We start from the raw sequence: 24720 nt of genomic DNA on the forward strand, positions 1-24720 counted from the left end.
ATACTACTTATAATAAATCACTTTTCCTATCATATCAAAAAAAGACTCTGTCTGTCTGCTGAAAAATCAGGAAAACTCCTTTTCAAAAAATAATTCACCTTCACTTTATTTCATATGTTAAAATATTTTTTAAATCTAAATATTCTTTCACTTTAAAGGGGTGAATTTGGTGATACCAACAAAATTAAAAAAAGGTGATGAAATAAGGGTTATTTCACCATCTTGTAGTTTAAGTATTGTCTCAAATACGAACCGAGAGCTTGCCACAAAAAGATTAACCGATATGGGCTTTCACGTTACATTCTCAAAAAATGCTGAAGAAATAGATCGCTTTTCTTCATCCTCTATTGCTTCACGAGTTCAAGATCTTCATGAAGCATTTAGAGATCCTAATGTAAAAGCAATTTTGACGACACTTGGCGGATACAACTCTAACGGTTTATTGAAACATCTCGATTATGATTTAATTCGAGAAAATCCGAAGTTTTTCTGCGGTTATTCTGATATTACCGCTTTAACTAACGCGATTTATGCTAAAACAGGCTTAGTTACATATTCAGGTCCTCACTTCTCTTCATTTGGAATGGAGAAAGGCCTCGATTATACGACCGATTACTTTTTAAAATGCTTAACTTCTAATGAGCCTATTGAAATATTTCCGGCTGAAACATGGAGCGATGATTCTTGGTATATTGATCAGGAAAATCGAGAATTTATTAAAAATGAAGGATATGTTTCAATTCAAGAAGGAGAAACTACAGGAGATATTATTGGTGGTAATATGAGCACATTTAATTTACTACAAGGTACGCCATATATGCCTAACTTACAGGACAAAATTTTATTTCTTGAAGAGGATAGTTTAACAGAAAAAGCTACCCTTAAAACTTTTGATCGATATTTACATTCTCTTATGCAGCAACCTGACTTTGAACATGTAAAAGGCATTGTTATAGGAAGAATGCAAAAAGGAGCAGAATGTGCGATAGCAGACATTCAAGAAATGATTGCTTCAAAGGTAGAACTTAAACATATACCTATCATTGCAAATGCTAGTTTTGGGCATACAACTCCTATTTTCACTTTTCCCATTGGCGGAAGAGCAACAATCACTTCTAATACAAAGAACACATCTATTACAATTTTAACGAATTAAAAAAGGAGCGATTTGTTCGCTCCTTTTAAACTTTTTCTATTTTTTGTAATGCCTTTTGCGGGATTGATTCTTTCGGGATTTCAGCCCATCCTTTTCCTTGCATACCCTTTGCATAAATTTTTATAAAATCACCTGTATGCAATTCACGGTTCACTATTCTTTTAATAATTTGTAGCTTTCCGTCTTCCGTATACCCTTTAAATGTATACAAATATTCATCATCTTTTTTCTCACCTTTATCTATAACTGCATAATAATCTTGTATTTCTTTATTTGAAAAGAAGTTGTCTACAAAAGCATGTACCCCTTCTGTTTTTGTGTTTAAATAATATGCTGTTCCCCCTAAAATAATGGCGAACACAGCTAAAACTTTAATGACCAATTTCATAAATGCGCCTCCTGTTTGCACTTCTTTCTCACTAACCGTATGTCTATACCTGTATTATACGAAAAAAATCATACTATACTCCATCGAAATGTCTTACACTTCCCTTACATTATTGTAAGACTTTTTCACCTTACAGCAATTTCCGGGCAAAAAGTTTTTCCGTTTAACAAACTTTTATATTATTATTGAATGATACGAATTTTTATTACAACAATCAAAGGAGACAGTTTTCAAATGGCTATCTTGCAAGGTTTAGCACTATTACTTGTTGTACTCTGTCTATTTACACTTTTTAGTTACCGTGCTCCTTACGGAATGAAAGCAATGGGTGCTTTAGCTAATGCAGCAATCGCGAGTTTTCTTATTGAAGCATTTCACCGTTATATCGGTGGAGAAATGTTTCATAATGACTTTTTACAATCAGTAGGAGAAGCATCTGGTAGTATGAGCGGTGTCGCCGCGGCAATTTTAGTAGCATTAGCAATCGGTGTTTCACCTGTATACGCTGTTTTAATCGGTATAGCTACTAGTGGGTTCGGTATTTTACCAGGATTTTTCGCTGGATACGTTTGTGCTTTCGTCGTGAAATTTCTCGAAAAGAAATTACCAGCTGGTGTAGAATTTTTAGCAATTCTATTTATTGCCGCACCAATTTCACGTGGAATGGCCATGCTTATGGATCCACTCGTTAACGCAACACTCGGTAAAATCGGTTCTATGATTTCAGTTGCAACTACAGAAAGTCCTATCATTATGGGTATTATGCTTGGTGGATTAATAACAGTTATCTCTACATCTCCATTAAGTTCTATGGCACTAACTGCAATGCTTGGATTAACTGGTTTACCAATGGCAATTGGTAGTCTTGCCGTAGCAGCTTCTGCCCCAATGAACTTCATTTTCTTTAAACGACTAAAAATCTGTTCAAAGAAAGATACAATCGCTGTGGCAATCGAGCCGTTAACACAAGCCGATGTTGTCTCAGCAAACCCAATTCCTATCTATATGACAAACTTTGTTGGCGGTGCGCTTGCCGGTATTATTACGTCGCTATTCCAGCTCGTTAATAATGCACCAGGGACAGCATCACCAATTCCAGGACTTCTCGTGTTGTTCGGATTTAATGATGTAATAAAAGTAACGATTGCTGCCATATTATGTGGAATCGTTACCACCATCGTTGGATACGTCGGTTCCATTGTGTTCCGCAAATATCCAATCCGTTCTGCTGATGAAATTCGCGGCATTACTTCGGAAGAGAAAGTTGCATAAGAAAAAGAGCTATTCTCATCGTTTGAGAATAGCTTTTTTTTGATGTCTCGTAACGATAAGTGAAATTATACCAGCGGTTTTTTAAATATATCGACTTACCGACACATAACGACAAAAGTAAAGGCCTCCTAGTCGTCTAGGAGGCCTTTACTCTATCCAGCTACAACGGCTAGAATCTCCGGCCATTTCACACTCTCTTTCGAAGCCAAAAGCGCTTCTCGGTCGAGTGCTCCAATGACCTGCGATTCTGAGCAAGCCGCTTCCGCTTTTATTTCACCCAACCGAGCAGCATTTCCCGCACGAATTTACTTGCTGCGATTGGTGTTTGATCACTATGATCGTAGACTGGAGCTACTTCTACTAAGTCTGCTCCGACTACTTTTATATTTGAATTTGCAATTGCTACGATGGACTCTAATAGTTCTTTAGATGTGATACCTCCAGCTTCTAATGTTCCTGTTCCAGGAGCGTGAGCTGGGTCTAATACGTCGATGTCAATTGTGACATAGACTGGGCGTCCTGCAAGTTTCGGTAATACTTCTTTTAACGGTTCTAATACGTCAAATTTATATAAGTTCATACCTACTTCTTTTGCCCATTCGAATTCTTCCTTCATTCCAGAACGAATACCGAAAGAATATACGTTTTCCGGACCAATTAAATCGCACACTTTACGAATTGGTGTAGAGTGGGATAAAGGCTCTCCCTCATATGACTCACGTAAGTCAGTATGAGCATCCATATGGATGATTGCTAAATCCGGATATTTTTTTGCCATTGCCTTAAAAATTGGCCAAGACACTAAGTGCTCTCCGCCGAGACCTAGTGGAAACTTACCGGCATCTAATAGTTTTGCTACATATTCTTCAATCATGTCTATGCTGCGCTGTGGGTTCCCAAATGGTAATGGAATATCACCCGCATCAAAGTACTTTACCTCTTCTAGTTCACGATCTAAATACGGACTATATTCTTCAAGACCGATTGATACTTCACGAATACGTGCAGGGCCAAAGCGAGATCCTGGACGAAAACTTACTGTCCAATCCATAGGCATCCCATAAATAACCGCCTTTGACTCTTCAAAACTTGGATGACTTTTTATAAATACTTTACCTGAATAAGCTTCATCAAAACGCATACTCTTTTCCTCCTTGTGTGGAACTTAAGGTATCCCAACCTTTCACTATTTCTCAAATTTGGAGCGTACTGCTCCTCTTTCTCGATTTACCGGGGTCTTCTTTTTTAACGATAAGAAGACGATTTTCTTTACAGAAGTGCAAGTAGCTAGCATGTTCAAGTCTTCTGGACAAACACCTTAAATGAACTACTTGCACCTTATTTGTTCGAACTCGATTTTCTTACTTAATTAAATCGCCAACAAATTTCGGTAGTGCGAATGCTGCATTGTGTAATTCTTTTGTGTAATATTTCGTTTCGATTTCGTGGAAACGCTCTTCACTTACTTCTAATGGATCATGTTTTTTAGATCCGATCGTGAACGTCCAAAGTCCACTTGGATACGTCGGAATGTTTGCTGTGTATAGACGAGTAATTGGGAAAATCTCTTTTACGTCTTTAAATACAGTTGTAATTAGTTCTGGTGTAAACCAAGGGTTGTCCGTTTGGGCAACAAAAATACCATCTTCTTTTAACGCTTTTGAAATTCCAGCGTAGAAGCCTTTTGTAAATAAGTTTACTGCTGGGCCTACTGGCTCAGTAGAATCTACCATAATTACGTCATATTCGTTTTCGCTTTCTGCGATGTGTAGGAAACCGTCTCCTACTTTTACTTCTACACGTTCATTATCTAATGCACCTGCAATTGATGGTAAGTACTGCTTAGAGTACTCAATTACTTTTCCATCGATTTCAACAAGAGTTGCTTTCTTCACGCTTGGGTGTTTTAACACTTCACGAATAACACCACCATCGCCTCCGCCAACAACTAATACGTTTTCAGGGTTTGGATGTGTAAATAAAGGTACGTGCGCTACCATTTCATGATAAACGAACTCGTCCTTTTCTGTTGTCATAACCATGCCGTCTAAAATAAGCATGTTTCCGAACTCTTCCGTTTCAACCATATCAAGTTTTTGGAATTCTGTTTGCTCCGTATGTAATGTGCGGTTAATACGCGCCGTAATTCCAAAATGCTTTGTTTGTTTTTCAGTGAACCATAGTTCCATCGTACAATCACGCCTTTCGCTGCAAATTTATAATAGGGACATCATTAATGTCCCCTAACAAAAATAAAACAAAACATCCAAAAAGTATAGTTAAAAGTACAAAAATACCGAAAATATATTTTAGTCAGAGGGTTCTAACATATATGCGAAAAAGGTTTGCTCTGTAATAGGAAAGAAAACCCTTTCTTAAGAAAGGGCTTTTGTCTCTATTTCTACCGGTTTACGAATTGGAATTAAGATCATAACGCAACCGACTAACACAACAATTCCACCGACTAAAAACGGACTTTGCGGCGAAACTGTATGACCGATGACTCCTGATAAAATTGGAGCAATCGCGCCTCCTAACCAACGAACGAAGTTATAAACACCTGATGTAACAGATCTTTCATAAGGTGAAATATCCATTACATAACTTGTAAATAACGCATTATTTAATCCTGATGCTAATCCAGATAGAACGATTAATACGATTTGTAACCACATAATTTTCACAAAGAATAGTGCAATTAATAACATCGCAAATACGAGTAAACTACCCTTCAACACTGTTTTCGGTTCATATTTACCTTCTAGCTTATGTGCTAAAATTGCTGATCCGTAAGCTAGCGCTAATCCCCATCCACAAAATACAAATCCTAATTGAATAGCAGATAAGTGCATAATAAGTGGTGAATAGGCTAAAACGACGAAAAATCCGTAGTAATATAACATCCCTGAAATGGCACCTTGCATAAACGGTTTATATTTCACCAAGTTAAGTAATTCTCCCATGCCTGCTGCTTTACGCTTCACTTTTCGCTCCGGTTCTTTTACAAAAAAGAAAACTAAAATAAATGCTAAGGAAATTAAAATACTCGTCGCAAAAAATGGGTAACGCCAAGAATGTCCACCTAATATTCCGCCTAATAATGGTCCACCTGCCATCCCTAAACCAATGGCTGCTTCATATAGTCCTACTGCTTCATGAACTTCTTTACTTAATGCAATTAATAATGTCATCGCTGTTGCGAAGAACATCGCATTTCCTAATCCCCACCCAGCGCGGAAAAGAGATAATTGAGCAATCGTTTGCGATATACCACATATAAATGCAAATACAGTCACAATCGCAAGACCAATCGTCATCATTCGTTTATCAACAAATCTTGATGCAAATATTCCAGCTGGTAACATCATAATTGCCATCGTTAAAATATATGATGTAAATAACATCTCGACTTGCCAATGCGATGCACCAATTTGTTCAGCAATACTTGGTAAGATTGGGTCGACTACCCCTATACCTGAAAAGGCAAGGAAGGTAGCCACCACTGTAATCAATCTCCCTAATTTTTGTTTGCTCTCCATTTTGATTACTCTCCTTTTGTATTCTCTAAAAATGTAACTGCACGGCTTAAACTATCCTCTAGCTCTGCCTTCACGCGATGCATTTGCTCCATTTTCTCGTCTAACGTTTGCACTTGTTCTTCAAGCATCTCTTTAATTTCTTGAATCACTTCACGGTCACGCGGATTCTCACTATTTCTTCTTTGTTCCATTCTTTCTTTTAACGATAAGAAATGTTGCATTTCTTGAAGCGTAATTCCTAGCACTTCTTTCGCTTCCACAATCCTTTTAATTCTTGCAATGTCCTCGTCTGTATACAGGCGAATATTCCCTTCACTGCGTTCTGGGGGATGAATTAAACCAATTTCCTCATAATAACGAAGTGTACGCTTTGTTAAACCGACTTGCTTTGTTACTTCATCAATTTTATACATGTGTATTCCTCCCTTCACTGGATTATTACATTTTACGTTAACGTTAACTATTATGCAACTATTATACTTTTGTAAATGTTTGTCATATGAATTGTATTTTTCTCAAAGCAGTTTCATAATGAAAGAAAAGAGATGATAAGGAGATTTCCACATGAATAAACCACTTATTTTCGCTCATCGCGGGGTAAAAGGAACACACCCAGAAAATACGATGATTGCCTTCCAAGAGGCTGAACGCATTAGTGCTCATGGAATTGAACTTGATGTTCATCTATCAAAAGATGGTGAACTAGTTGTTATTCATGATGAAACAGTGGACCGTACAACAAATGGCGTGGGACTTGTTTCTGAGAAAACTGTAGAAGAATTACAAGTTTTAGATGCTGGTAGCCATAAAGGCCCTTCTTTCCATGAAGCAAAAATCCCAACGTTACGAGAAGTATTTATTTGGCTCTCTACAACAAATTTACAACTTAACATTGAATTAAAAACAGATGTTATTCACTATCCAACTATTGAAGAAAAGGTCGTCGCTCTCGTTCGTGAATATCATCTATCCAATCAAATTGCATTTTCATCATTTAACCACGATTCCGTTTCATTATTAGCAGAAATTGCTCCAGAAATTCCAAGAGCGATTTTGTACGATACACCACTTGCAGATCCTATTGCTGAAGCAAAAAAACGTGGGGCAACTGGATTACATCCAAACTTTCAATTATTAACGAAAGAGTTCGTCCAATTAGCACAGGGGCAAGGATACGTTTTTCGTCCTTACACCATTAATGAATATAAAGATTTACAAACTATGATTGATTATGGCGTAGATGTTATTATTACCGATTGGCCAGCGCGTGCTTTTGAGCTCCTTTCTTAAATGAAGGGGCTCTTTTTATTTTGGAAATTTCATTGTTTAAAATAAACGAAAACCCTCAATACTAATACAATAATGCTTGTATTAATGAGGGGCTGAAAAAGATGGATCAAACTATGAATCCAAAACTTAAAAAATATAAACGTCTTTTCTTCACCGTAATGTTTTCTTGTGTTCTTTTTTTCGTTTTTTCCTTTTTTATTATCATTATAGCTGCAAAAATTATGGGACCTCCCCCTGTTGCGGTTCCGCAAACGAGTATCTTTTACGCTAATGATGACACTGTTATAGGACAAAGTAATGAAATGCAAAAACGCTATAATGTATCTCTCGATGAAATTTCTCCTTATGTAAAAGGGGCGACACTATCTATTGAAGATCAACGATTCTACAAACATCATGGCTTTGATATGAAGCGCATTGCTGGTGCCATTGTTGCCGATTTAAAAGCAATGGCAAAAGTACAAGGTGCTAGTACTATCACACAACAGTATGCTCGTAACCTATACTTAGATCATGATAAAACGTGGAAGCGTAAACTATTAGAAGCAATGTATACCGTTCGTCTTGAAGTGAACTATAATAAAAATCATATTTTAGAAGGGTATTTAAATACAATTTATTACGGGCATGGTGCTTACGGAATTGAAGCTGCTTCCCGCCTGTATTTCGATAAAACTGCAAAAGAATTAACATTAGCAGAAGCTAGTATGCTCGCAGGCATTCCGAAAGGACCTAGTTTCTACTCTCCCTTTTTAAAAGAAGAGCGTGCTAAAGGGCGTCAATCTCTCATACTAAATGAAATGGTAGAACAAGGGTATATTACAAAACAGCAAGCTGCCTCAGCAAAAAAAGAAACACTTACTTTTGCCTCATTGGATACGAAAAAAGTTGCAGAAATTGCACCTTATTTCCAAGATGCTGTACAAGCTTCCCTTCTTCGTGATATCGGATTAGATGAGCAAGCCTTACAGCGAGGTGGTTTGCGTATTTATACAACGCTAGACCCTAAATTACAATCTGTAGCAGAGCAAGCTGTAAAAAATCATATACCTGAAACAACAAACATCCAAACTGCCCTCGTCTCTATGAATCCAAAAACGGGTGAAGTGGCTGCCCTTGTTGGTGGAACTGATTATAATACGAGTCAATTTAACAGGGCTACACAAGCCGCTCGTCAGCCCGGGTCTACATTCAAGCCGTTCCTATATTATGCAGCCTTAGAACGAGGATTCACCCCTGCTACACGCTTAAAAAGCGAATACACGGTATTCACTTTAGGTGACGGTGTTTCAAAGTATAAACCAAAAAACTATAAAAACTATTATGCAGACGATTTTGTGACAATGGCACAAGCACTCGCTGTTTCTGATAACGTATATGCTGTGAAGACGAATTTATTTTTAGGCGAAGACATTCTTACAAAAACAGCGAAGCAATTCGGCATCACTAGCGCATTAAAAGATGTTCCGTCTCTCGCCCTCGGCACATCTCCTGTAAAACCAATTGAAATGGTCAATGCTTATAGCATGTTTGCAAACGGCGGGAAAGAAGTAAAACCAATCTTTATAAGGCGCATCGTTGATCATGAAGGAAATATGCTATACGATGCTCATTTAGAAAGTAAACAAGTTCTAGATAAAAGCAAAGCTTTTGTGATGGAAGAAATGATGACAGGTATGTTTAATAAAAAACTAAGCAGTTATGCCGCTGTGACCGGTCAATCGATGTTATCAAAACTATCAAGAACATATGCCGGGAAATCTGGTTCTACAGAAACTGATAGTTGGATGATTGGATTTACCCCGCAACTTGTAACAGGGGTTTGGATTGGATACGATCAACCTAAATCCATTTCAAATGTAGCAGAACAAGGATACGCGAAAAAAATATGGACCGATACGATGGAAAAAGGATTAGATGGACAGCCTAAAAAAGAGTTCAAACAACCAACAGATGTTGTTGCTGTCGATGTTAACCCTGAAAACGGTAAGATTGCTACAAAAAATTGTCCCATTTCTGTGAAAATGTACTTCGCAAAAGGTACAGAGCCAACAGAGTACTGTATGGATCACGTTGATGGTAAGGAAGAGTTCGAAAAGGTTAGTGAAGAAAAGAAAAAGACGGGTTGGTGGAAAAAATATCTCCCGTGGTAAGAAAGAAGGCTATTGATATTCCTTGTCGAATCGCTGATATATTTTCATATCCCATAGTCCTATTCAAAAAATAAAAAGGATGTCTCACTAGTCAAAAATCGACTAATGAGACATCCTTTTCTTTTATTCACCTAATAATGCGTGGCGCAATTCTTCACTAGATTCGTTCCAAATTGCTTCATTATGCTCTTTTAAGAATGTACCAAGTACTTTTTTAGATGATTCATCCATATGATCAATCATGATGTAACGCTTTAGTGATTTATCCATTTTGTTTACATGCTCTGGAAGTGATTTATATCCGCGGCGAATTTCACGATCAACTGTCATTTCACAAGCAGTTACACCTGCGTAATATGCACCGTTTGGTGTTCTTTCAATCGTTACCCAAACGAGCCAAAATGGTTTTCCGTTTGGAACTTCATCTTTATTTGTTAAAAACTTAATTCCTTTTTCTACTGTACTACGTGCATGCATCGCACCGATATCAACGAACGCAGTTTTCTCTAATACATCAACAAATACAGGAGAAATATTTTCTAGGCTTAATGCCCCAACACCAAATCCACCATGTCCATCTGTGGAGTCATTCTTCACGATATTAAAACCGATTTTTTTCTTTTTCTCTGTCATATGTAAATTCCTCCTCACTTAATAATTATAGGAGCCCGAAAATAGGCGCAATGATACTTTGTAAAAATACTAATACATACGGAATAACTACATTGAAAATAGGCTGAATTGTGTAATTGCTAAGCGGTGTAATAACAAGAATTAATAACGCAATTGATCCATACTTTTCATACTGTGTCATTTTCGCACGAATATTTGCTGGTGCTAAATCTTCCACAACGCGATACCCATCAAGTGGTGGAATCGGTAATAAGTTAAATACAAGTAAAACAATATTAAGCCCAATGAAAATTTGGAAGAACTGACTTAACGTATCTGCTACTGCAGGTGGCATCGCATCTAACGCTCCAAATGTTATTAAGCTATACCAAATAATTAAACCAATTGCACTTAAAATAAGATTACTTATCGGTCCCGCAATAGAAACTAATATTCCCGCAAGACGCGGTCTTTTAAAGTTATACGGATTAACAGGCACCGGTCTTGCCCAACCGAATCCAAGAATCAATACAGCAATCATCCCGATAGGATCTAAATGAGCCATCGGTGATAACGTTAACCGTCCTTGTTTCTTTGCTGTATCGTCTCCAAATTTATATGCAACATACGCATGTGCAAATTCATGCACAGATAGCGCAATAATAATCGCCATTGCTACCAATGGAATTTGGTGCAACGGATATCTAAATAACTGATCCATAGTTCATCTCCTCTTCAATATGTCCAAAAAAGAAATTATTTGTTTTTCCGATTGTTCTTCCTCATAATCCGCTATAATAAGAGTGTAACTTACATAAAAGGAGCGATTGTACATGCCATACGTAACAGTGAAAATGCTAGAAGGACGCACAGAAGAACAAAAGAAAGCTCTTGCTGAGAAAGTAACAGCAGCAGTAAGCGAAACAACTGGTGCTCCTGAAGAAAACATCGTTGTTTTCATCGAAGAAATGTCTAAAAACCATTATGCAGTTGGCGGAAAACGCTTAAGCGACAAATAATTTCAAGTTTTTTCATAAGAAGCAGCTCTTAGCTGCTTCTTATTTCTTTCCTTCTAACAACTCGATAATTCTCTCTTTATATTTTCCTTTTCTTCCATCTTCATAGATTAAATCATGTGGATAGAATAGCTTTTGATCCGTTCGCTTCTTACCTGTAATCGCCTCAACAATATCCGATTCACGCGAAAGCTCTCTAAGTTCCCCGTTCGGCATAAGAAGTAAAATTGGCAGACGCTCTTCTTCTTCTCCTGCGCGGTAAAAGTCATACGGTAAATCCGATGTTGAATCAACAACTAAATAATACTCTGGATCTAGTCCAATCTTTTTAAATAAGCTACTTAATTCCATCCAATTATCTAAACCGTGTTTATCTGTAAACTCTACATATTTAAATAAATTTCGATTCATAAAACGGCGACATAAGTCACTTAAAATTGGATCTTCTTCGTCTTGCCATACTTGGAAGTAATAATACATTACGTTCTCGTCTAGCTTTAAATAGTCCTCTACTGTTACTTCTTCTTCAAATAAAGAATAGAAATGAACAGGATGATATTTAAACGCATAATACTTCTCATGCAGTGATTTAGCTCGGTGTAAAATCTTCGTTAAAATTACTTCTGCACTACGTGTTACTGGATGGAAATATACTTGCCAATACATTTGATAACGACTCATAATATAATGTTCTACAGCATGCATACCACTATTTTTAATGACAACTTGATTACCATACGGGCGCATGACACGCAGTATACGTTCCATATCAAAGTTCCCATACTTTACACCAGTAAAATATGCATCTCTTAATAAATAATCCATACGATCAGCATCAATTTGGCTTGAAATCATACTAATCGCTAATTTATTAGTAGATGTTTTCGCAATTACATCTGCTACCTTTTGCGGGAAATCTTTATCCACACGGCTTAATACACGATTAATTTCCGTATCACCAACGATAATCTTTTGCGTAAATTTCTCATGATCTAACGAAAATACTTTTTCAAACGAATGAGAAAATGGGCCGTGACCAACATCATGAAGTAATGAAGCACATAAACATAACAATCTATCTTCAGCATTCCAATTTGGTCTGCCATCAAACACATCATCAATCATACGACGAATAATTTCATATACACCTAACGAATGAGTAAAGCGACTATGCTCTGCACCGTGAAATGTAAAAAATGTCGTTCCAAGCTGCTTAATACGGCGCAAGCGTTGAAATTCTTTCGTTCCGATTAAATCCCAAATAACGCGATCACGCACGTGCACATATTTATGTACTGGGTCTTTAAACACTTTTGTTTCGCTGAGTTTGTCGTTTAAATATACCACTTTCCGACATCCCCCTTTCTTTACTGCATTCTTACTATATATTATAAACGATATAGGAAACAGAAAGAAATGAAAGACTATATTAATTCCTGTTATATAAAGAAAAATCACTTTTACCGACGTAAAAGTGATTTTTCTTTATATATTATTTTCCTAAAACAAATTCAGCAACTTCGTCTAGGATCATTTCTTTACCTAGTGGGAAGTATCCTTTGTTTAGGTCTTCATTGCTAATTGTGAATACGTGATTATTTTTAACAGCGTTCATGTTTTTCCAAATTGATTCTTCTTGGAATTCTTTTAGACGCTGAGAACCGTCACCAGTTGTAAATACGAATAAGTAATCTGGGTTGTAATCGATTAAAGCTTCTTTTTGTACTTGTACTAGCGGTTTATCAGTTGGTGTACCTTTAACTGCTGGTAATTTTAAGTCATTAAAGATTACGCTACCGTAACCGTAGTCACCGTATACACGGAAAGCATTTGGATATGCAGCCATTTTCATGAATGTTGCATCACCAGTTTTAGCGATGATTTTGTCATGTAATTTGCTTGCTTTTTCATCATACTGTTTGAACCATTCTTTTGTTTCTTTCTCTTTACCGAAGATTTGACCTACTTCTTCGAATTTTGGACGCCATTGGTCTAATGGAGTTTTTAACATAACTGTTGGTGCAATTTTAGATAATTGATCATAAATCTTTTCTTGACGATTGTTTACAAGAATTAAGTCTGGTTTTGCAGCAGCTACTGCCTCGATGTTAATTTTATCGCCCCAAGCAGAACCTACTGGTTTCACACCTTCTAATTTCTTTGCAATATGTCCATCAATTTTTTCTTGTGTTGTATTTGCAGTAATAATCGGTTTCATGCCGAAAATTAATAATTCTTCTGTTGAACCACTAAGGTCAGCAATTTTCTTTGGATTTGCAGGGATTTTAATTTCCCCTTTTGCGTGTTGTACAGTGCGCTCTTCAGTTTTCGTATCCTTCGCATCTGCTTTCTTTTCTTCTTCTTTGTTAGAACAAGCTGCAAATAGTACAGAAGTAACAACTAGTACCATTGCTAATAGTGCCATTTTAAAATTTTTCATATTCCCACTCCTTCTAGCTGTATTTCTCTTATAATTTGCATGTAACTATAAGAAACGAAAACAACAATTAATTAATATATTTTCATTAATTGTTGTTTATATCCCGTTCTAACGGGCGTTCAACTTCCCATCCATGGGTCAGAAGCTCAACGTCCATTAGAACTCCCCCTCTCACCTCTTTAAGAGGGGGAAATTCTATTAATTACGCTTTTTTACGCAATTGATTATTAATCATCGCTAAATCGTATGTTAAACAAATTGGTTTACAGTTTACTGGACATGGAACGATTTGAGCTTCGATTTCAAATACATTTCGAAGCGTTTCACTTGTCATAACTTCATCTGGCGTTCCTTGTTTCATTAACTTCCCAGCTTTTAATGCAATCATATGATCAGAGAAACGAGAAGCATGATTTAAATCATGAATAACCATAACAATCGTTCTGCCTTCTTCTTTGTTTAACTTCTTCAGTAAGTTTAATACTTCAAGTTGATGAGCCATATCTAAGTATGTTGTTGGTTCATCTAACACAAGTAAATCTGTTCCTTGTGCAAGAGCCATCGCAATCCATACACGTTGACGCTGACCACCTGATAAAGCTTCTGCTGGACGATTTGCGAATTCTGTCATCCCCGTCACTTCAAGTGCCCAATGAATGTAGCGATAATCCTCTTCTTTCAATGTTCCAAATCCTTTTTGATGAGGAAAACGTCCATATGAAACAAGTTCAAACACAGTAAGGCCTGTTGGCACTTCTGCAGTTTGTGGTAAAATCGCCATTTTCTTTGCGATTTCTTTCGTTGGCTGTTTCTCAATTGCTTTCCCATCAAGATAAACAGTACCTCGTTTTGCTTTCAAAATACGAGAAGCCGTTTTTAATAATGTAGATTTCCCACAACCATTTGGTCCAATAATCGTTGTAATTTGCCCTTCCGGAATTTCAACTGTTAATCCATCTATAATTAACCCTTCATTATAGCCAACAGATACCGCATCAACTGCTAAAGTTGCCATACAAAAAGCCTCCCTTTATTTTGTCCTCATAAGTAAATATATGAAATATGGTGCGCCAATTACAGAAATAACAAGACCGACCGGTATTTCTGAAGTTGGTAACACACTTCTTGAGATTACATCTGCAAATAAAAGCAAGAACGTTCCTATTAATGCAGCCGTTGGTAACATAATTTGATGTTTACCACCAACGAGGCTTCTCGCTAAATGCGGAGCCATTAAACCGATAAAACCGATTCCGCCCGCAACAGCAACAGATGCACCAGCTAAACAAACTGCAATAAATAATAATTTACGTCTTTCCTTTTCTACGTTTACACCAAGGCCAACTGCTGTAGAGTCGCCTAAATTCATTACATTTAATATGTGCGCTTTACTAATGGCAAGTGGTAAGAAAATAACCATCCATGGGAGTACACTTAATACGAACTTCCAATCTGTTCCCCATAAACTTCCTGCCAACCAAATTGTTGCAAAGCGGAAATCATTAGATGTCATCTTCATAGAAAAAATTAAACTAACAGCACCAAATCCGGCTGCAACAGCGATACCAACAAGAATTAATCGAGTGGATGAAACACCGTCTTTCCATGCTAGTAAATAAATAATAACCGCTGCTAATATCGCACCAATTAGTGCGAAGAATGGAAGGATAAATACAGATAAGAATGTACCAGTTCCAACTTTTCCAAAGAAAAAGTAGACGAATACAACAACTGTTAATCCCGCTCCAGCGTTAATACCTATAATACCTGGATCAGCAAGTGGATTTCGTGATAACCCTTGCAAAATTGCACCTGACATAGCTAACGCAGAACCAACTAATATAGCAATAACCATACGTGGCATTCGAAATTCAAATAAAATGACAGATTGATCTTCTGCACCTAATCCAACCAATGACTTTAATACATCTATTGGAGGTATTTTAAATGTTCCTGTATTTAAACTTATTAAAAATATAGCAACGATTAATCCTACTAAAATCGTTAAAATAGAAACGTTCTTTTTTGTTAAGACGCTCGTCCTCACATTTTTCCTCTCCCTTCGTTACGTGCTAAGTAGAGGAAGAATGGCACCCCAATTAGCGCTGTAATTGCTCCAATTGGCGTTTCAAATGGTGGATTAATAACGCGAGATAACATATCTGCACATTCAATTAACAATCCACCTAAGACTGCAGAACATGGAATAACCCATCTATAATCTGAGCCTACAAGGAAACGAGTCATATGCGGAATTACAAGTCCAACAAATCCAACTGATCCTGCCATAGAAACCGCAGAACCCGTTAATACAAGAACAAGTACTGTTCCGATAAATTTAATTAATGTCGTATTTTGACCAAGTCCAATCGCAATTTCTTCACCAAAGCTTAAAATTGTAATATATCTCGACATCATAATTGCTATGACGAGACAAACAAGGCCAATCGGTACTAACATATTAATACTTTGCCATTTCACTCCGGCAACACCGCCTGCATTCCACATACTTACCTCTTGGGCAAGGTTGAAATACAATGCAATTCCAGATGAAATTGCCCCTAATAAAGCACTAATTGCTGCACCAGCTAAAGCTAATTTCACAGGCGTTAATCCACCTGGTGAAGAAGACCCAATACCATATACAATGCTCGCTCCAAACGCAGCTCCAATAAAAGATGCGATAACGAACATTAAATAAGGTGAATTAGGGAAGAATGCATACATAATTGCAATCCCGAATACTGCACCATCTGTAATCCCCATTAACGATGGGGATGCAAGTGGATTTCGTGTCATACCTTGCATAATTGCTCCTGATACCGCTAAAAAGGCACCTGCAACTACGCCCCCTATTGCTCTAGGCATACGAAGTTCTTGAATTACGTTATGATGCGTTATAGACCCATCAAACTGAAATACAGCTTGCCAAACGGTCTTTAAACTAATATCTGCTGCACCAAACGAAATAGAAACTGCCATGCTTAAAGCTAACAAAATTGTGCCTGCTATTAAAATAATAGAAGCAACGAGCGGTCTGCTCTTAATCTCTTTAACATTCACATCTTGCTGTTCTATACTCCTTGCGCTCGCTTCCATCCCTCAACCATCCTAACCAACAACATATATTTAATAAAATGAAATTTATTCTCAAATAATAATAAAAAAATTAGGTGAATTGACATTCTCATGATAATGATTCTCAGAATCAGACACTTTCTATTCTACCTACCACGTCAAAAGACTGTCAACCATTATTTTGAAATACGAATTCATACAAAGCGCTATCTTATGGACATAAAAAAAGAAGAGTAACCTGTTCACTCTTCTTTTTCTTACTTATTTAACTTTGCTTCAATTTTTACAATTAATTCGTCTTCTGTTGGAGCCGCAACTGGACGATTATTTACAAACGCGAATGATTTTTTACGACCAGGGCCACAGTAAGACTGACATGCAACCTCAATCGTTGCACATGAATCTACTTTTTTTAACTTCGGAATCAACGTTTTAACGTTCGTTGCCTGACAATCATCACACACACGAAATTCGTTTCCCATTATATATAACACTTCCTCTATTTTAAACTTTTCACAAGTACATTTAAAAATAAACACTAAATGGTATTTTACCGCTCTTTGAAGCTTGTTGCAAGTGTCCGCGCGTAGCTCTATTCCTATATAAGGCTACCTATTATTTATATTTTCTCCTTCAAAAGCTCCCATCATTCATAGCCACTTTTCTTCTCTTCATTGAAATCTACCATATTTTTAAAAGCTTTGTATAAAAGCTCATTTTTTTGCCCATTATAAAAATAGGAAGTTCATAAAAAGAAAGGGAGTTGAATCTATGAAAGTAAGACAAGATGCTTGGACAGACGAGGACGATTTATTACTTGCTGAAACGGTGCTTCGCCATGTTCGAGAAGGAAGTACTCAGTTAAATGCATTTGAAGAAGTAGGTGATCAGTTAAATCGCACATCTGCTGCTTGTGGTTTCCGCTGGAATGCTGTTGTTCGCTATAGCTATGAACAAGCTCTTCAACTAGCAAAAAAACATCGTAAAGATAAAATGCGTGCTGCGGGCGGTGAACAGGCAAAAAAACGTTTGCTTTATACACCACCAGCTTCAGAGGCGATAACTGATTATGAAGAACACGTACCGTATGAAACAGCTGTTCAATATACAGAAGCTATTCCATATCAAAAGCCGACTGTCCCTGCTCCAAAAAGCTCAATAACAATGCAAGATGTTATTTACTTTTTACAAACAGTTGGATCTTCAAATATAAAAGTAACAGCTCTTGAAAACGAGAATACGAGATTGAAACAAGAAATTAAAGCGCAAATCTTGCGAAATGAAGAACTAGAAAGGAAACTAGAAAAATTAGAACAACAATCTCATACTGTACAAGAGGATTACGAAACACTTATGAATATTATGAACCGTGCTCGTAAATTAGCAGTAATGGATGATGAGGAACGCTCACAAACATCTTTCCGCATGGATCGAAACGGTAACTTAGAAAAAATTGCAGAATAAAAAGGATGCATGCAATGCATCCTTTTTATTCTTTCACTTCAAAATCCCCCTTTATATCCGAGAAAACCCCTTTCTTCATTTTTTGCTATAATAGAGGTTGTCATTTTATAAATAAGGGGTTAGTTATATGAGCAATTCCCGTTCGATTTTATCTCAGCCAGAGTGGCGTATTGCGGATCAGTCTAGTTTAGGACCAACATTCCATGCATTGCAGTCATTCGCAATGGATGACACGTTATGCACAAGTATTGGAAATGGTCTATCCGCTGCAACAATGCGCTCTTGGGTTCATCACAATACAATTGTTCTTGGCATTCAAGATTCACGCCTACCACATTTAGAAGAAGGTATTTCCTTTTTAAAAGAAAACGACTTCAATGTTATCGTTCGTAATTCTGGTGGACTTGCTGTCGTACTTGATGAAGGTGTTTTAAACGTATCACTTTTATTCCAAGAAACAGAAAAAGGTATCGACATCGATCTTGGATACGATACGATGTGGCATTTAATTAAGGAAATGTTAAAAGATTACGATGTTACTATCGAGGCAAAAGAAATTGTTGGTTCTTATTGTCCTGGTAGCTATGATTTGAGCATTCGCGATCAAAAATTTGCTGGTATTTCTCAGCGTCGTATTCGCGGAGGCGTTGCTGTACAAATTTACTTATGTGCGACAGGAAGCGGATCTGAGCGTGCCGCACTCGTTCGTGATTTTTACAACATAGCAATTCAAGGAGAAGAAACACGATTTACGTATCCTGAAATTGTGCCAATTACGATGGCTTCACTATCTGAATTACTTGGCGAAACAATTACAGTGCAAGATTTAATGATGCGCCTTTTAAAAACACTGCAACAATTCGCTCCAAAGTTAACACCATCTCAGCTAACAGTAGATGAAGTTCCTTTATATGAGACGAATTTACAACGTATTATTGACCGTAATAATAAGGCACTTGGTTTAGAAAAATAAAAAAGACCACCCTCATTTCAAAAGAAATAGGGTGGTCTTTTTTCATATTAATTCATTATAGAATTAAAGTGCTTGAGCTGCTGTAATTAAAGCTAACTTATACACTTCTTCTTCGTTACATCCACGAGATAGATCATTTACAGGCATGTTTAAGCCTTGTAAGATTGGTCCTACTGCTTCGAAGTTACCTAAGCGTTGAGCGATTTTGTAGCCGATATTACCAGCTTCTAGGCTTGGGAATACGAATACGTTAGCATCACCTTTAATTGTAGAACCTGGAGCTTTCTTCTCAGCTACAGATGGTACGAATGCAGCATCGAATTGGAATTCTCCATCTAAAGCTAATTCAGGAGCCATTTCTTTTGCAATGCGAGTTGCTTCTACAACTTTTTCTGTTTCTGGAGATTTCGCAGAACCTTTTGTAGAGAAGCTTAACATAGCAACGCGTGGGTCAATGCCGAATAGTTCAGCCGTTTTTGCACTTTCGATACCAATTTCAGCTAAATCTTGGCTGTTTGGTGCAATGTTAATTGCGCAATCAGCGAATACATACTTCTCTTCTTCACGTACCATGATGAACACGCCTGAAGTTTTTGTAACGCCTGGTTTTGTTTTAATAATTTGAAGTGCTGGACGAACTGTATCAGCTGTAGAGTGAGCTGCACCACTTACTAAACCTTGTGCTTTGCCCATGTATACAAGCATTGTACCGAAGTAGTTTTCGTCTTTAAGAATTTTACGAGCATCTTCTTCTGTTGCTTTACCTTTACGGCGTTCAACGAAAGATGCTACCATTGCATCCATCTCTTCGTATGTAGCTGGATCGTAAATATCAACGCCTGCTAATGTTAAGTTCATGCTAGCAGCTTTTGCGCTAATTTCTTCTTTATTACCAACTAAAATTGGTTTTACTAGTTCTTCTTTTGCTAAACGCTCTGCAGCGCCTAAAATTCTTTCATCAGTTCCTTCAGGAAGTACGATAGAAATGCCTTTTCCTTGAACTTTTTCTTTTACTGCTGTAAATAAATTGCTCACGAATAAACCCTCCTACAAATGTTAAAAACTAATCTACCTTTAAGAATACTTCTTTTCAGCTATATTTTAAACTTATAGCTCCCAAAAAATAGATAAAATGAAAATGATTATATTTTCATAAAATTCAGCCGGAAAATAAAGCCTACTTAAGCCTTATTTTCTCCCGTTTTTCAGTAAATATAAATGTGACAGTTTTATGCACCGAAACTTTATGTAGATGTTTTTAATCCTATATATGCTATAGTTAACGTGTAAAATATCATTAACTGAGGTGAATAGAATGAGTGAAGCAACAACAACGTTAGATGGCTGGTATTGTTTACATGATTTACGTTCTATTGATTGGGCAGCATGGAAAACATTATCTAGTGACGAACGCGGACAAGCAGTGTCTGAATTTTTAAATGTCGTTGAAAAATGGAACGAAGTAGCTACTGCAAAAAAAGGCAGTCATGCAATGTATACAGTTGTTGGTCAAAAAGCAGATATTATGCTTATGATCTTACGTCCAACAATGGAAGAGTTAAATGAAATCGAAACAGAATTAAATAAAACAACATTAGCTGAATATTTAGTTCCTGCATATTCTTACGTATCTGTTGTTGAACTAAGCAACTATCTTCCAGCTGATGAAGACCCATACCAAAACCCACAAGTCTTAGCTCGCTTATATCCTGAGTTACCGAAAGCAAATCACATTTGCTTCTATCCAATGGATAAGCGTCGCCAAGGTAATGATAACTGGTATATGCTTCCTATGGATGAACGTAAGAAACTTATGTACAGTCATAGCAAAATCGGTCGCCAGTACGCAGGTAAAGTGCGCCAAGTTATTTCAGGATCAGTTGGATTTGACGATTTTGAGTGGGGCGTAACATTATTTGCTGACGATGTTCTTCAATTTAAGAAACTTATATATGAAATGCGCTTCGATGAAGTAAGTGCTCGCTACGGTGAATTTGGAACATTCTTTGTCGGAAACATTTTACCAAGCGAAAAAGTAACAACATTTTTACACATATAATATAAAAAAGGAACGAAATTCGTTCCTTTTTTTATTACCCTCTACATTTACCTGCAAAAACCTTCTTTTCTCTGCAAATTTGAACAAAAATCGACAAATTCTTTTCAAATTTCTTGTAAGATTGTAACCTTTTCACATCCGAATTTATGCTAAAATGGTACGAGCTATATGCTAATAACGATGCGAAGGTGATAATGTATATGAAGAAAATCTTGTCTATTTCACTATTGTTTCTATTGTCATTTTCTTCCTTAGGAGTAACAACATCCCATGCGGAAGAAAAAATACATATAGAGGCAGCTGCTGCACTTCTATTTGATGCAGATACAGGAAAAATACTGTATGAACAAAATCCAGATGAACTACTAGCTATCGCTAGTATGTCAAAATTAATTGTTGTTTATGCCGTATTAGAAGCAATTAAAGAAGGAAAAATCACTTGGGATACGAAAGTAAACATTTCTGATTACGCTTATGAAGTTTCACGTAACAATGAATTCTCTAACGTACCGTTCGAAAAGGGACGCCAGTATACTGTAAGAGAATTATATCATTCTATCGTTATCTTCTCTGCGAATGGATCTAGTATTGCTTTAGCAGAATTACTTGCAGGAAGTGAAAAGAACTTCTTAAATCTTGCAAATGAACATGCGAAAAAACTAGGGTTAAAGAAATATAAATTCGTAAACGCTACAGGGTTAAACAACGCTGATTTAAAAGGAAAACATCCTGAAGGAACTGATCCGAATGGAGAAAACTCCATGTCAGCTCGCGATATGGGTATTCTTTCAAAAACAATTATTACAAAGTATCCAGAAATGCTAGAGGATACAAAACAAAGATTTAGAAACTTCCCAGATAATCATCCGAAACCAATTCGTATGGAAAATTGGAACTGGATGTTACCAGGTGCTGCTTTCTCTTATGAAGGAGCAGATGGTTTAAAAACAGGAAGTTCTGATACCGCTGGATATGGATTCACTATTACAGCAAAACGCGGTGATTTACGTCTTATCTCTGTTATTATTAAAACGAAATCAATGGACGAACGTTTCACAGAATCTCGCGCATTAATTGAGTATGGATTTAATAACTTCGAAAAACAGAAATTAAAAATAGATAAAAACAACAAAATTTCTGTAGTAAAAGGAAAAGAAGACTACGTAACAGTTGCACCAGAAAAAGAAGTGACAGTAGTTACTGCAAAAGGTAGCAAATCACCTTACAAAATTTCTACTGAAGCAGATAAATCACTTGCTGAAGATGGGCATTTAGTTGCTCCTATTAAGAAATATGCAAAGGTAGGTTCAATCGTCTTAGAACCAACTGATAAATATGGTTTCTTAGACGGAAATAAAAGTATAAAAGTTACTGCAAAAACGACTGAAGAAGTAGAAAAAGCAAATTGGTTCGTATTAACAATGCGTTCAATTGGCGATTTCTTCTCAAACTTATGGTCTAAAGTATTTTAATGATGAAAAGCTAGCTCCCGCTAGCTTTTTTTATTTTCCCCTCTAGATGTAAAACTTCGTTTGGTTGTCATATCTGCGTCCTTTTTCTCATACGTATGAACTAGTAATTGTTCCACACTTCATCTAGAAATGAACCTCTTTCTACAAGGCATTCCAAAAAGAGAGGTGACACATAATGGGTGTTATCGCATATAACGAAGAAGATGTAAAGTTATTAGCTAGACTGATGCGTGCTGAAGCCGAAGGAGAAGGCCAACAAGGGATGTTAATGGTTGGAAACGTTGGGGTAAATCGTGTCCGCGGAAATTGTTTAGATTTTAAAAAAATACGTAATTTACGTCAAATGGTTTATCAAAATCCTGGTGGTTTTGAGGCAACTCAAAAAGGGTATTTTTATCAACGAGCGAGAGAACAAGATATCGCATTGGCAAGACGGACTATTCAGGGACAACGTTTTTGGCCCGCCAACTTTGCCTTATGGTTCTTTAGACCTGAAGGCCCTTGCCCACCAACTTGGTATGATCAGCAAAATTCTGGTCGCTTTAAAAAGCACTGCTTCTTCCAACCATCTGGTGGAGATTGTCCAGGCGTATATTAAGGAATGAAAATGAGGAGGGATTTTTGAATGGCACAGCAACAAAACCCGTACTACGGAACAGGTTTTTATCAACCATCTGGAACTTATGTACAACCGCAACAAATGACCCCACAACAACAGCAACAACAGCAAGCAATGCAACAACAAGCTGCTCAAGCTCAACTTGCAGTTTCTCAAGGGATGTTACCACTAGAGCAATCGTATATCGAAAATATCCTTCGTTTAAACAAAGGTAAGCCAGCTACAGTTGTAATGACTTATGAACGTGGTAGTTCGCTTGGTACACAATCTTATACAGGGATTATCGAGGCAGCTGGCCGTGATCATATCGTTATTAGTGAACCGAAATCTGGAAAGCGTTATTTACTACTAATGATTTACTTAGATTATGTAGAATTCCCAGGAGAAATTACGTATTTACCTAGTCAACAAGCAACTTATGCTCCAAGACCATAAAAAAAAGCTGGCGGATGCCAGCTTTTGTTTTTTTATAACCCTTTTACAACTGCAGTTCCGACTAAAATCCACGCCACAATAAACGCTACACCACCAAGAGGTGTAATTGGGCCAAAGAATTTAATACCTGTTGTACTTAATGCATAAAGACTGCCTGAGAACATAATAATCCCAGCTACCATAAGCCAACCCGCCGTGCTTAAAAGTGATGATTGCATTTTGTCCATTAATAGAGCAACTACGAATAAGCCACCTGCATGAAACATTTGATATGTAACGCCCGTCTTCCACACTTCTAACATTTTTGCAGAAATTTTATTTTCTAAACCATGTGCTCCAAAAGCCCCTAATGCAACAGATAGTCCCGCTGCAATACAACCTAGTAAAAAGAAAATTTTCATCTTAATTCCCCTTTTTTACCTTTATCATAAGCAATTTTTACATATAAGCCAAACGATTTTACTTTTAAAAGTCAAATAAAGATTTACCGTTTGCATCCTTTTCTTTTATATATACTTTTTCTCCAGAAACCGGCATAACTGGTTGAACTGTCGTCATAGGCTGAGACCCGATTACTTGTGTTTGAACTTGTGGTTCTCTATACGTAGAAGGCTCCACTTGTTCATCCAATAATAAATCACATAAAGCACGTACAACTAATAAGTGTTCTTTTGATTGTTGTCCTTCACTACTTTTTGCCTTTGCAATTTCATTCGCCATTTTATTTAAAATCTTATCACTAGATACTTGCATT

The 24720-nt window shown here is 36.9% G+C and carries 27 protein-coding genes; 11 read left to right on the forward strand and 16 right to left on the reverse strand.

What is annotated here, in order from left to right; translation table 11 throughout:
* The first annotated feature begins 169 nt into the window (after positions 1-169).
* Positions 170-1156: a S66 family peptidase gene (locus NSQ47_RS20000; RefSeq protein ID WP_341037832.1), complete on the forward strand. Its 987-nt coding sequence runs from the start codon at positions 170-172 to the stop codon at positions 1154-1156.
* A 25-nt stretch (positions 1157-1181) separates the two neighbouring features.
* Here NSQ47_RS20000 and NSQ47_RS20005 read toward each other — a convergent pair whose 3' ends face one another.
* A complete protein-coding gene (locus NSQ47_RS20005) occupies positions 1182-1544 on the reverse strand; it encodes a YxeA family protein (protein ID WP_002113100.1) in 363 nt (120 codons plus the stop codon).
* 234 nt (positions 1545-1778) lie between these two features.
* Between NSQ47_RS20005 and NSQ47_RS20010 the strand changes: the two genes are divergently transcribed.
* Positions 1779-2816, forward strand: a complete 1038-nt coding sequence (locus tag NSQ47_RS20010) for a PTS sugar transporter subunit IIC (RefSeq protein ID WP_341037835.1) — start codon at positions 1779-1781, stop codon at positions 2814-2816.
* A gap of 268 nt (positions 2817-3084) precedes the next feature.
* Here the strand turns inward: NSQ47_RS20010 and speB are convergent, their stop codons facing one another.
* From speB to NSQ47_RS20030, 4 genes are all read right to left on the reverse strand, one after another.
* Positions 3085-3957: an agmatinase gene (gene speB / locus NSQ47_RS20015; protein WP_016106742.1), complete on the reverse strand. Its 873-nt coding sequence runs from the start codon at positions 3955-3957 to the stop codon at positions 3085-3087.
* A gap of 220 nt (positions 3958-4177) precedes the next feature.
* Positions 4178-5005: a polyamine aminopropyltransferase gene (gene speE, locus NSQ47_RS20020; RefSeq protein WP_000424696.1), complete on the reverse strand. Its 828-nt coding sequence runs from the start codon at positions 5003-5005 to the stop codon at positions 4178-4180.
* A 186-nt stretch (positions 5006-5191) separates the two neighbouring features.
* A complete protein-coding gene (locus NSQ47_RS20025) occupies positions 5192-6355 on the reverse strand; it encodes an MFS transporter (RefSeq protein ID WP_341037837.1) in 1164 nt (387 codons plus the stop codon).
* 5 nt (positions 6356-6360) lie between these two features.
* On the reverse strand, positions 6361-6768 hold the full coding sequence (locus NSQ47_RS20030) for a MerR family transcriptional regulator (RefSeq protein WP_002159740.1): 408 nt from the start codon (positions 6766-6768) through the stop codon (positions 6361-6363).
* 151 nt (positions 6769-6919) lie between these two features.
* On the opposite strand from NSQ47_RS20030, the gene NSQ47_RS20035 reads away from it, so the two are divergent.
* Complete coding sequence (locus NSQ47_RS20035; RefSeq protein WP_341037839.1) at positions 6920-7645, forward strand: glycerophosphodiester phosphodiesterase; 726 nt, start codon at positions 6920-6922, stop codon at positions 7643-7645.
* A 101-nt stretch (positions 7646-7746) separates the two neighbouring features.
* Positions 7747-9798 (forward strand): transglycosylase domain-containing protein, encoded by a 2052-nt coding sequence (locus NSQ47_RS20040; RefSeq protein ID WP_341037841.1) that lies wholly within the window; start codon positions 7747-7749, stop codon positions 9796-9798.
* A gap of 123 nt (positions 9799-9921) precedes the next feature.
* Here the strand turns inward: NSQ47_RS20040 and NSQ47_RS20045 are convergent, their stop codons facing one another.
* Positions 9922-10431: a YwhD family protein gene (locus NSQ47_RS20045; protein ID WP_002159737.1), complete on the reverse strand. Its 510-nt coding sequence runs from the start codon at positions 10429-10431 to the stop codon at positions 9922-9924.
* A gap of 25 nt (positions 10432-10456) precedes the next feature.
* Positions 10457-11131, reverse strand: a complete 675-nt coding sequence (locus tag NSQ47_RS20050) for a site-2 protease family protein (RefSeq protein WP_088079774.1) — start codon at positions 11129-11131, stop codon at positions 10457-10459.
* Positions 11132-11243: 112 nt separating this feature from the next.
* On the opposite strand from NSQ47_RS20050, the gene NSQ47_RS20055 reads away from it, so the two are divergent.
* Positions 11244-11429, forward strand: a complete 186-nt coding sequence (locus NSQ47_RS20055) for a 2-hydroxymuconate tautomerase (RefSeq protein WP_001147171.1) — start codon at positions 11244-11246, stop codon at positions 11427-11429.
* 39 nt (positions 11430-11468) lie between these two features.
* Here NSQ47_RS20055 and NSQ47_RS20060 read toward each other — a convergent pair whose 3' ends face one another.
* The 6 genes from NSQ47_RS20060 to NSQ47_RS20085 form a co-directional block, all read right to left on the reverse strand.
* Positions 11469-12773: an HD domain-containing protein gene (locus NSQ47_RS20060; protein WP_002113111.1), complete on the reverse strand. Its 1305-nt coding sequence runs from the start codon at positions 12771-12773 to the stop codon at positions 11469-11471.
* 145 nt (positions 12774-12918) lie between these two features.
* The gene (locus NSQ47_RS20065) at positions 12919-13866 is read right to left on the reverse strand and encodes an ABC transporter substrate-binding protein (RefSeq protein WP_016106745.1); all 948 of its coding nucleotides are present in this window, start codon (positions 13864-13866) and stop codon (positions 12919-12921) included.
* Positions 13867-14068: 202 nt separating this feature from the next.
* Entirely contained in the window at positions 14069-14881 is an 813-nt protein-coding gene (locus NSQ47_RS20070; RefSeq protein ID WP_000212073.1) for an ABC transporter ATP-binding protein, read from the reverse strand.
* 15 nt (positions 14882-14896) lie between these two features.
* A complete protein-coding gene (locus NSQ47_RS20075) occupies positions 14897-15913 on the reverse strand; it encodes a FecCD family ABC transporter permease (protein ID WP_002113117.1) in 1017 nt (338 codons plus the stop codon).
* Positions 15910-16965 (reverse strand): FecCD family ABC transporter permease, encoded by a 1056-nt coding sequence (locus NSQ47_RS20080; RefSeq protein ID WP_002113119.1) that lies wholly within the window; start codon positions 16963-16965, stop codon positions 15910-15912. Before NSQ47_RS20080 ends, NSQ47_RS20075 begins: the two co-directional genes overlap by 4 nt.
* 236 nt (positions 16966-17201) lie before the next feature.
* The gene (locus NSQ47_RS20085) at positions 17202-17426 is read right to left on the reverse strand and encodes a DUF1450 domain-containing protein (RefSeq protein ID WP_000526075.1); all 225 of its coding nucleotides are present in this window, start codon (positions 17424-17426) and stop codon (positions 17202-17204) included.
* A 289-nt stretch (positions 17427-17715) separates the two neighbouring features.
* Between NSQ47_RS20085 and NSQ47_RS20090 the strand changes: the two genes are divergently transcribed.
* Both NSQ47_RS20090 and NSQ47_RS20095 read left to right on the forward strand, forming a co-directional pair.
* On the forward strand, positions 17716-18408 hold the full coding sequence (locus NSQ47_RS20090) for an RsfA family transcriptional regulator (RefSeq protein ID WP_016106747.1): 693 nt from the start codon (positions 17716-17718) through the stop codon (positions 18406-18408).
* A gap of 127 nt (positions 18409-18535) precedes the next feature.
* Positions 18536-19381, forward strand: a complete 846-nt coding sequence (locus NSQ47_RS20095; RefSeq protein ID WP_341037842.1) for a lipoate--protein ligase family protein — start codon at positions 18536-18538, stop codon at positions 19379-19381.
* A gap of 63 nt (positions 19382-19444) precedes the next feature.
* Here the strand turns inward: NSQ47_RS20095 and pta are convergent, their stop codons facing one another.
* Positions 19445-20416, reverse strand: coding sequence for a phosphate acetyltransferase (gene pta / locus NSQ47_RS20100; RefSeq protein WP_002113123.1), 972 nt, complete (start codon positions 20414-20416; stop codon positions 19445-19447).
* 280 nt (positions 20417-20696) lie between these two features.
* Here pta and hemQ point away from each other — a divergent pair, with 280 nt between their 5' ends.
* From hemQ to gerQ, 4 genes are all read left to right on the forward strand, one after another.
* Entirely contained in the window at positions 20697-21440 is a 744-nt protein-coding gene (gene hemQ / locus NSQ47_RS20105) for a hydrogen peroxide-dependent heme synthase (protein ID WP_002113124.1), read from the forward strand.
* Between the two features lie 194 nt (positions 21441-21634).
* Complete coding sequence (locus NSQ47_RS20110) at positions 21635-22912, forward strand: serine hydrolase (RefSeq protein ID WP_341037843.1); 1278 nt, start codon at positions 21635-21637, stop codon at positions 22910-22912.
* A gap of 175 nt (positions 22913-23087) precedes the next feature.
* Positions 23088-23510 carry a cell wall hydrolase CwlJ gene (gene cwlJ, locus NSQ47_RS20115; protein ID WP_000538158.1) on the forward strand — a complete coding sequence of 141 codons (423 nt, stop codon included), beginning with the start codon at positions 23088-23090 and terminating at the stop codon, positions 23508-23510.
* A gap of 27 nt (positions 23511-23537) precedes the next feature.
* The gene (gene gerQ / locus NSQ47_RS20120) at positions 23538-23966 is read left to right on the forward strand and encodes a spore coat protein GerQ (RefSeq protein ID WP_215580288.1); all 429 of its coding nucleotides are present in this window, start codon (positions 23538-23540) and stop codon (positions 23964-23966) included.
* A 32-nt stretch (positions 23967-23998) separates the two neighbouring features.
* Here gerQ and NSQ47_RS20125 read toward each other — a convergent pair whose 3' ends face one another.
* Positions 23999-24367, reverse strand: coding sequence for a DUF423 domain-containing protein (locus tag NSQ47_RS20125; protein ID WP_002016371.1), 369 nt, complete (start codon positions 24365-24367; stop codon positions 23999-24001).
* Positions 24368-24431: 64 nt separating this feature from the next.
* Entirely contained in the window at positions 24432-24719 is a 288-nt protein-coding gene (locus tag NSQ47_RS20130) for a YwdI family protein (protein ID WP_002089830.1), read from the reverse strand.
* Position 24720: the final 1 nt, after the last annotated feature.

This window comes from Bacillus sp. FSL R10-2780, assembly GCF_038006125.1.
Taxonomy (GTDB): domain Bacteria; phylum Bacillota; class Bacilli; order Bacillales; family Bacillaceae_G; genus Bacillus_A; species Bacillus_A cereus_U.

Bases quoted from the DNA above. Each gene is read 5' to 3' on its own strand.
- NSQ47_RS20005 (WP_002113100.1), bottom strand. From the start codon at position 1,544: ATGAAATTGGTCATTAAAGTTTTAGCTGTGTTCGCCATTATTTTAGGG.
- NSQ47_RS20010 (WP_341037835.1), top strand. From the start codon at position 1,779: ATGGCTATCTTGCAAGGTTTAGCACTATTACTTGTTGTACTCTGTCTA.
- speB (WP_016106742.1), bottom strand. From the start codon at position 3,957: ATGCGTTTTGATGAAGCTTATTCAGGTAAAGTATTTATAAAAAGTCAT.
- speE (WP_000424696.1), bottom strand. From the start codon at position 5,005: ATGGAACTATGGTTCACTGAAAAACAAACAAAGCATTTTGGAATTACG.
- NSQ47_RS20025 (WP_341037837.1), bottom strand. From the start codon at position 6,355: ATGGAGAGCAAACAAAAATTAGGGAGATTGATTACAGTGGTGGCTACC.
- NSQ47_RS20030 (WP_002159740.1), bottom strand. From the start codon at position 6,768: ATGTATAAAATTGATGAAGTAACAAAGCAAGTCGGTTTAACAAAGCGT.
- NSQ47_RS20035 (WP_341037839.1), top strand. From the start codon at position 6,920: ATGAATAAACCACTTATTTTCGCTCATCGCGGGGTAAAAGGAACACAC.
- NSQ47_RS20040 (WP_341037841.1), top strand. From the start codon at position 7,747: ATGGATCAAACTATGAATCCAAAACTTAAAAAATATAAACGTCTTTTC.
- NSQ47_RS20045 (WP_002159737.1), bottom strand. From the start codon at position 10,431: ATGACAGAGAAAAAGAAAAAAATCGGTTTTAATATCGTGAAGAATGAC.
- NSQ47_RS20050 (WP_088079774.1), bottom strand. From the start codon at position 11,131: ATGGATCAGTTATTTAGATATCCGTTGCACCAAATTCCATTGGTAGCA.
- NSQ47_RS20055 (WP_001147171.1), top strand. From the start codon at position 11,244: ATGCCATACGTAACAGTGAAAATGCTAGAAGGACGCACAGAAGAACAA.
- NSQ47_RS20065 (WP_016106745.1), bottom strand. From the start codon at position 13,866: ATGAAAAATTTTAAAATGGCACTATTAGCAATGGTACTAGTTGTTACT.
- NSQ47_RS20070 (WP_000212073.1), bottom strand. From the start codon at position 14,881: ATGGCAACTTTAGCAGTTGATGCGGTATCTGTTGGCTATAATGAAGGG.
- NSQ47_RS20080 (WP_002113119.1), bottom strand. From the start codon at position 16,965: ATGGAAGCGAGCGCAAGGAGTATAGAACAGCAAGATGTGAATGTTAAA.
- NSQ47_RS20085 (WP_000526075.1), bottom strand. From the start codon at position 17,426: ATGGGAAACGAATTTCGTGTGTGTGATGATTGTCAGGCAACGAACGTT.
- NSQ47_RS20090 (WP_016106747.1), top strand. From the start codon at position 17,716: ATGAAAGTAAGACAAGATGCTTGGACAGACGAGGACGATTTATTACTT.
- NSQ47_RS20095 (WP_341037842.1), top strand. From the start codon at position 18,536: ATGAGCAATTCCCGTTCGATTTTATCTCAGCCAGAGTGGCGTATTGCG.
- hemQ (WP_002113124.1), top strand. From the start codon at position 20,697: ATGAGTGAAGCAACAACAACGTTAGATGGCTGGTATTGTTTACATGAT.
- NSQ47_RS20110 (WP_341037843.1), top strand. From the start codon at position 21,635: ATGTATATGAAGAAAATCTTGTCTATTTCACTATTGTTTCTATTGTCA.
- cwlJ (WP_000538158.1), top strand. From the start codon at position 23,088: ATGGGTGTTATCGCATATAACGAAGAAGATGTAAAGTTATTAGCTAGA.
- gerQ (WP_215580288.1), top strand. From the start codon at position 23,538: ATGGCACAGCAACAAAACCCGTACTACGGAACAGGTTTTTATCAACCA.
- NSQ47_RS20125 (WP_002016371.1), bottom strand. From the start codon at position 24,367: ATGAAAATTTTCTTTTTACTAGGTTGTATTGCAGCGGGACTATCTGTT.
- NSQ47_RS20130 (WP_002089830.1), bottom strand. From the start codon at position 24,719: ATGCAAGTATCTAGTGATAAGATTTTAAATAAAATGGCGAATGAAATT.